Origin of the sequence: Acinetobacter sp. GWC1_38_13 (assembly GCF_001767535.1) — a bacterium.
Taxonomy (GTDB): domain Bacteria; phylum Pseudomonadota; class Gammaproteobacteria; order Pseudomonadales; family Moraxellaceae; genus Acinetobacter; species Acinetobacter junii.
In genome coordinates this window covers 1-6,253 of record NZ_MELG01000017.1, presented here as the reverse complement: position 1 = coordinate 6,253, position 6,253 = coordinate 1, and the positions used below count along the sequence as shown (strand labels likewise).

10 protein-coding genes are annotated in these 6,253 nt (G+C 39.1%); 3 read left to right on the top strand and 7 right to left on the bottom strand.

Annotated elements, in window-relative coordinates:
* On the top strand, positions 1 to 567 hold a 567-nt coding region (locus A2003_RS01615), incomplete at its 5' end, for a hydroxymethylpyrimidine/phosphomethylpyrimidine kinase (RefSeq protein ID WP_286686725.1).
* Positions 568 to 646: 79 nt separating this feature from the next.
* Here the strand turns inward: A2003_RS01615 and lysM are convergent.
* The 7 genes from lysM to A2003_RS01580 all read right to left on the bottom strand — a co-directional run bounded on the left by lysM (position 647) and on the right by A2003_RS01580 (position 4,821).
* Positions 647 to 1,120, bottom strand: a complete 474-nt coding sequence (gene lysM, locus A2003_RS01610; RefSeq protein ID WP_125318907.1) for a peptidoglycan-binding protein LysM — start codon at positions 1,118 to 1,120, stop codon at positions 647 to 649.
* Between the two features lie 214 nt (positions 1,121 to 1,334).
* Positions 1,335 to 1,577, bottom strand: a complete 243-nt coding sequence (gene acpP, locus A2003_RS01605) for an acyl carrier protein (protein ID WP_004676488.1) — start codon at positions 1,575 to 1,577, stop codon at positions 1,335 to 1,337.
* A 185-nt stretch (positions 1,578 to 1,762) separates the two neighbouring features.
* Positions 1,763 to 1,999: an acyl carrier protein gene (gene acpP, locus A2003_RS01600; protein WP_004655272.1), complete on the bottom strand. Its 237-nt coding sequence runs from the start codon at positions 1,997 to 1,999 to the stop codon at positions 1,763 to 1,765.
* 86 nt (positions 2,000 to 2,085) lie between these two features.
* Positions 2,086 to 2,820 carry a 3-oxoacyl-ACP reductase FabG gene (gene fabG / locus A2003_RS01595; protein ID WP_004682865.1) on the bottom strand — a complete coding sequence of 245 codons (735 nt, stop codon included), beginning with the start codon at positions 2,818 to 2,820 and terminating at the stop codon, positions 2,086 to 2,088.
* Entirely contained in the window at positions 2,817 to 3,803 is a 987-nt protein-coding gene (gene fabD / locus A2003_RS01590) for an ACP S-malonyltransferase (protein ID WP_004952619.1), read from the bottom strand. The genes fabG and fabD overlap by 4 nt, the downstream gene beginning before the upstream one ends.
* A gap of 197 nt (positions 3,804 to 4,000) precedes the next feature.
* Entirely contained in the window at positions 4,001 to 4,186 is a 186-nt protein-coding gene (gene rpmF / locus A2003_RS01585; protein ID WP_004638135.1) for a 50S ribosomal protein L32, read from the bottom strand.
* A gap of 74 nt (positions 4,187 to 4,260) precedes the next feature.
* Positions 4,261 to 4,821 (bottom strand): YceD family protein, encoded by a 561-nt coding sequence (locus A2003_RS01580; protein WP_286686724.1) that lies wholly within the window; start codon positions 4,819 to 4,821, stop codon positions 4,261 to 4,263.
* Positions 4,822 to 4,917: 96 nt separating this feature from the next.
* Here A2003_RS01580 and A2003_RS01575 point away from each other — a divergent pair, with 96 nt between their 5' ends.
* Entirely contained in the window at positions 4,918 to 5,580 is a 663-nt protein-coding gene (locus A2003_RS01575; protein ID WP_004676481.1) for an elongation factor P hydroxylase, read from the top strand.
* An 88-nt stretch (positions 5,581 to 5,668) separates the two neighbouring features.
* A partial coding sequence (locus tag A2003_RS01570) for an L-threonylcarbamoyladenylate synthase (protein ID WP_286686723.1) occupies positions 5,669 to 6,253 on the top strand: 585 nt, incomplete at its 3' end.

The window sequence follows — 6,253 nt, the reverse complement described above, 5'->3', positions numbered from 1 at the left end:
GGAGACTTACCGATCAAATGTGTAAAATCTGGCATGTTGGGCACTACCGATAATATTGCTGCATTAGCTGAATTTTTAAGAGCACATGATGATTATCAATATGTACTTGATCCTGTTTTAGTCGCGAATAGTGGAGGTTCACTCGGTGATCAAGCAACATTAGTTAAAGCATTTGTTGAGTTAATTCCTTTAGCTACAGTCATTACCCCAAATACAGTTGAATTAAGAGCATTAACAGGTATTGATGATATTGAGCGGGCCACTCAAAAATTATTTGAGATGGGCGCAAAAGCTGTACTAGTGAAAGGTGGACATGAAGATACACCTGATCATATTCGCAATGTACTTTATGCTGACGGCAAAATGATTGCTGAAAGCCATTGCCCTCGTTTAGACGGACAATATCATGGTTCTGGCTGTTCTTTGGCAAGTTTCATTGCAGGGCGTTTAGCCTTAGGTGACTCACTCAAAACTGCTGTCCAACATGCTGAAACGTGGTTGTTTGGTGTTTTGAAAAATGCGGAATCGCCTGTGGTGAATGGGCAGAAGATTCCGAAACGGTTTTAAGTTGTTTTCAAATTGATAAATCTTCCAGAATTTATTAATAAAAAAGGCGCAATACGCGCCTCTTCTGTCACATTACAATTTATTCAGGGATACGTAACACTTGTCCAGGAAAAATATCATCCGCATTTTTGAGTAATGGTCTATTCGCTTCAAAAATTTTATTGTATTGGTTTGGATCGCCATAATACATTTTAGAAATCTTAGATAAATTATCACCTGATTTTACAGTATAGAATTTACTTTCTGGTTCAGGCACTTCAACCGACATCTGATCATCGACCTGAGCAACATGATCAATATTACCAACGGCAAGAACTATCTTTTCTTTATCTGCTTGGCTTTTGACTCGCCCTTTAATAATGGCTGTATCGGTATTTCCATTATAGGTTACTGATAAACCATCAACACCAAGACCTAAACTCTTAATCAAGCCTAATAATTTATTGGCAATTTCTTGAGCTGAAGGCTCAACAGGTGTGGCTGGAGCAGGCTGAGGTTCTGCTGGTGCTGTATTTTTTTTACCAATGCCTTTAACAAAATCAAAAATACCCATTTTTTATTTCCTCTGTAATTATTGATTAAGCATAGTCAAAACAGACTTACAATTAGTTATACCGAAAAAATAAAGCATGCGAGTTTCAATTTAACGAGGTCTTGTAAATATATGTATATGCAGTAAAACTGATTTTAAGCTTTCACATTTATATATTTTAAATATAAAAAGCCACCTTACGGCGGCTTTCAATTCGTTCAAAACTTGAAGCAATTTAAACATTTTCTCCCACAATATTGGTCATATAATCAATTGCAGATTGAACGGTAATAATTTTCTCAGCCTCTTCATAAGGAATTTGAGTACCAAATTCTCCCTCAAAAGCCATAATGAGCTCAACTACAGCCAATGAATCAGCGCCTAAATCATCTGTAAAGGATGCATTTGGTAAAACATCTTCTTCATTTACACGAAGTTGCTCAATAATGATCTCTTTAATACGGTTTGCTATATTCATAAAATTCCCTTTTGTTGTTATGGTTTAATACATTATTTTAAATAGCATAAAATTTATACACTCAAATAAATTATTTTCATATTTATAGTTTATTTTTTTGTAAGATATTTTTACATCTATTCATATGAAAAGTTGAACATATAAAAAAGCCACCGAAAAAGGTGGCTTTTAATCATGTGATATGATTAACCAAGTTTCTTAGTTACATAATCAATTGCAGATTGAACTGTAGTGATTTCATTTGAATCTTCATCTGGAATCGTGATGTCAAAATCATTTTCAAAAGACATTACAAGTTCAACCAAATCTAAAGAGTCAGCACCTAAGTCATCCATGAAAGATGCTTCGTTTTTAATCTCTTCAGCACGCATACCTAATTGTTCAGCTACTGCTTGTTTGATGCGTTGTTCGATATCGCTCACAGGAATTCTCCTCATTGCTTGTGGCGTTTTAATTTGCCACTAGTTTAATTGAATATAAAATTTTTTAAAAGTTTATACATCGCCACTTAGGCCATGTATAAACCACCATTTACGTGTAAAACTGTACCAGTAATGTAACTAGCTTTATCGCTTGCAAGGAAACTTACTGCATGCGCAATATCTTGAGGTTCACCTAGACGATTTAAAGCTACTTGATCACTCATTTTTTTACGAACATCTTCGCTTAACTGATCAGTCATTTCAGTCGCGATGAATCCAGGTGCAACACTATTTACAGTAATCTGACGGCTGCCCATCTCTTTAGCTAAACTACGACTGAATGCTTCAATCCCTGCTTTTGCTGCTGAATAGTTGGCTTGGCCTGGATTTGCAAAATGTGCAACCACTGAACTAATGTTAATAATTCGACCAAAACGTGCTTTAGTCATACCTTTTAAAACACGCTTCGAGAGACGGTAAACAGCTTTGAGATGAATATTGAGAATATCGTCCCAATCATCTTCAGACATACGAAGTAACAAATTATCTTTCGTAATCCCAGCATTGTTCACTAGAACTAAGACAGAACCGTATTTTTGCTCGATATCTGTTACCAGTGCATCAATCGCTTCACCATTTCGAACGTCAAGTACAGCACCCGCACCGTTCTCAGCAAAGCTTTCTGTCAGTTTTTGCGCGCCTGATTCAGAAGTCGCGGTGCCAACTACAAAAAAACCGTCTTGAATGAGCTGCTGTGCAATTGCTGCGCCAATGCCTCGGCTAGCTCCTGTCACTAACGCAACTTTTCGTTGTTGTGTCATGCAATTTTTCCTTCTGCCACTAATACTGCGTTTAGGGCATCTTCCATACGTGCTTTGCTATCAATCGCAAATGCTTTATCTATGTTCGGTAATCGCTTCGCAAGATTACTCAGTACAGTCCCAGGTCCACATTCGACCACATACTGAATACCTTGATCTTGCAGATATTGCATGGTACGAGTCCATTGCACTGACTCATATAACTGAGCCGTTAATGCCTGACGCAATTGAGCAACATCTGTCGCAATTTCCGCGTTGACATTTTGTATTACAGGAAGGCGTGGTAGCTCAATGGCAGTTTGTTCCAAAGCTTCAGCAAACTGTTCTGCTGCTGGCTTCATTAATGAGCAATGTGAAGGCACAGATACTGGTAGCGCAATGGCTTTGCCTGATTGCTCCTTTGCAGCAGCGATAACCTGTTGGACTAAAGTCGCAGTTCCTGCAATCACAACTTGACCTTGCGCATTGTAATTGGCAGCTTCAACCGAACCCTCGCCATTTGCTGTCGCAGCTTGGCAAAGCTCAACCACTTTCTGATCATCAAGACCTAGAATTGCAGCCATAGCACCTGTTCCTTGAGGAACTGCATTTTGCATGAGTTTCCCACGCAAATTCACTAGTTTTACAGCATCTCCCAATGTCATCGCTTCCGCAGCAACTAAAGCACTGTATTCACCAAGAGAGTGTCCTGCCAAGTATTTTGGTACTACACCACCTAACTCCAACCATACGCGCCATAACGCGATACTAGCGGTTAATAAAACAGGTTGTGTATTTTCAGTTTGATCTAAACCTTCTCCGCTTTGCGCGATATGCCATAAATCAAAACCTAGTGCATTTGATGCTTCATCAAAGGTTTCTTTGATCACACCAAACTGCTCAGCAAGTTCAGCCAGCATACCTACTTTTTGCGAGCCTTGACCTGGGAATACAAATGCGGTTTTTGTTGCTTGAGCTGCCTGCTCAAGTCGTTTAGTCGACATATAAAAATCCTTAAAATGGTCTATTGCCAGTTTCATCATTTCTCATGATTCTACATGAGAATAGCAGCAGACTTTTTCTCGATGCGGAAATTTAACATTGATTAAATCGTTTTATAATTGCGAAAAACAACAAAAAAGGGAGCTTTCGCTCCCATTTTTTCTATACTTTAAGCTAACGCTTAATGCATATGATTCAATTATTCAGCATCAGCTGCTTTAGCGAATAATTGACGACCACGGTAAATACCGTCTTTAGTCACGTGGTGACGACGATGAGTTTCACCAGTAGTTTGGTCTACAGATAATGCATTCTCGGTTAAAGCGTCATGTGAACGGCGCATGTCACGGCGAGAGCGACTTTTACGGTTTTGCTGAACGGCCATGATGGCTCCTTACAAAGATCGAAAAAATGGATCAGAACAAATTCAGTTGTCTTAACTCAACATTATAACACAAATTATGAGTTAAGTTTACCCTTCAAACTTGCCAAAACATCAAACGGGTTATCCCGCTTCTCTTCGGCAACGTCCTGAATGGTAGGTCGATGTTTTAACTCACAAGCATCATGCTTAGGAGATAAAGGCATCAACAATAACAGTTCATCTTCTAGTAATGCGAGCAAATCGATCGAAGCAGGTGTATCAATATCACCTTTTTTCGTTGACTCACTTTCACCTAAAACGATGAAATCAGCATCCTCATCCAAGCGCTCTATCAGTGACTCATCATCGATTAAAGCTAAATGAAAATCTGATACAAGTTCAGTTTCAACGGTATCCAGACAACGCTGGCATTCCATCGGAACTTTCGTATCAATATGTCCATCTAACCATACAATGCGATGATATGCATCCATTGATAGCTTACAGTCTATGTTGATCAATTGATCATTAATTGATCCAACAGCTTCACGAGCGATACGAGCAAAGCGAGACAATGGCAGTGTACCTGACCATGTAAAGCCTTGTTCAGCCCATTTAAACGGCTCAATCTGTGCCGGAAAGGTATTTGCTGACATAATTAAGGCGGCAATTCTACAAATTCATCGGTACTCTGTCAAAGATTAAGATACAATTTTGCACTTCTTTAGACAGAACTCGGGGTAAATTAAGCAATGCACCTGTTGCAGCCGCAACCTGAAGTAACAACTTCATCACTTGTTAGCACCCATTCAACTGATCTACCTCGATTGATACCAGATCAAGTGCAACGCTCATCTTGGCAAAAGTTAACAACTGAAGTAGAACATGTTGATTGGCTCATTTTACACTTTAATCACTGGTTTTCCCACCATAATGTCACATTAGTTAAAGGTGATTTTGAACCAGAATATTTCCCAGCGACAGATCAGCTACCTGCACGAATCCAATTTGCTCATGGTTTTTTTAATAGTGCCTTACATGAAATTAGTCATTGGACGATTTCAGGGGAACAACGTAGAAAGTTACCTGATCTAGGTTATTGGTATGCACCGGATGGTCGAACTGCGGAACAGCAAGCGCTTTTTGAACAAGTAGAAATCAAACCCCAAGCGATTGAATGGTTATTTGCAACTGCATTTGGTCGAAAGTTTCGTGTCTCTTTAGATAACTTAACTGGCGAAGGTGGTGATGGTGCTTTGTTTAAAGACAATGTTTTTAATCAAGTAAAACGCTTTTTTTCAGGTGAGTCTAAATTACCTCGTGATGCTGCACACTTCATTTATTATATCTGCTTGTGTACGCGTAATGGACGAGCATTACAACTTGATGAATTTAAACGTGAATCGCTTGATTGATTGACAAAATTATCACATCTGAGACTTGCATCCGCCCCTTAACACGTTTCATACTTAATTCAGCCATAAAGATCAGGGAGTTATAATAATGTTGCACTTACATATTCATCCTGAAAATCCACAGGCACGTTTAATCACTCAAGCTGTAGATCGTATACGTGCAGGTGATGTGGTTGTTTATCCAACTGATGCTGCTTATGCAATTGGTTGCCAAATTGGAAATAAAAATGCCATGGAGCGAATTGCACAGATTCGCGGTCTAGGTCCCAAACATCAATATGCGATTATGTGTTGTGATCTATCTGATATTGCAACCTATGCAAAAGTTGATAATGCAATGTATCGACTGCTTAAAAATAATACGCCTGCTGTAACCACCTTTATTTTGCCTGCAACCAGCGAAGTTCCAAAACGCTTGATGCATCCTAAGAAAAAAACCATTGGTCTGCGTATTCCTAGCAATCCTATCGCACAAGCGTTGCTAAAAGAGCTCGGCGAACCACTGCTCACAAGTACCCTGATTCTTCCTGATCAAGCAGAACCACTAGATGATCCTTATGATATTGAAAATCAACTCGGCAAACGCATAGATGTATTTATTGATGGCGGTTTCGGTACTTTATCCACCACTAGTATCGTGGATTTATCTGGAGCAAACCCTGAGATCGTACGT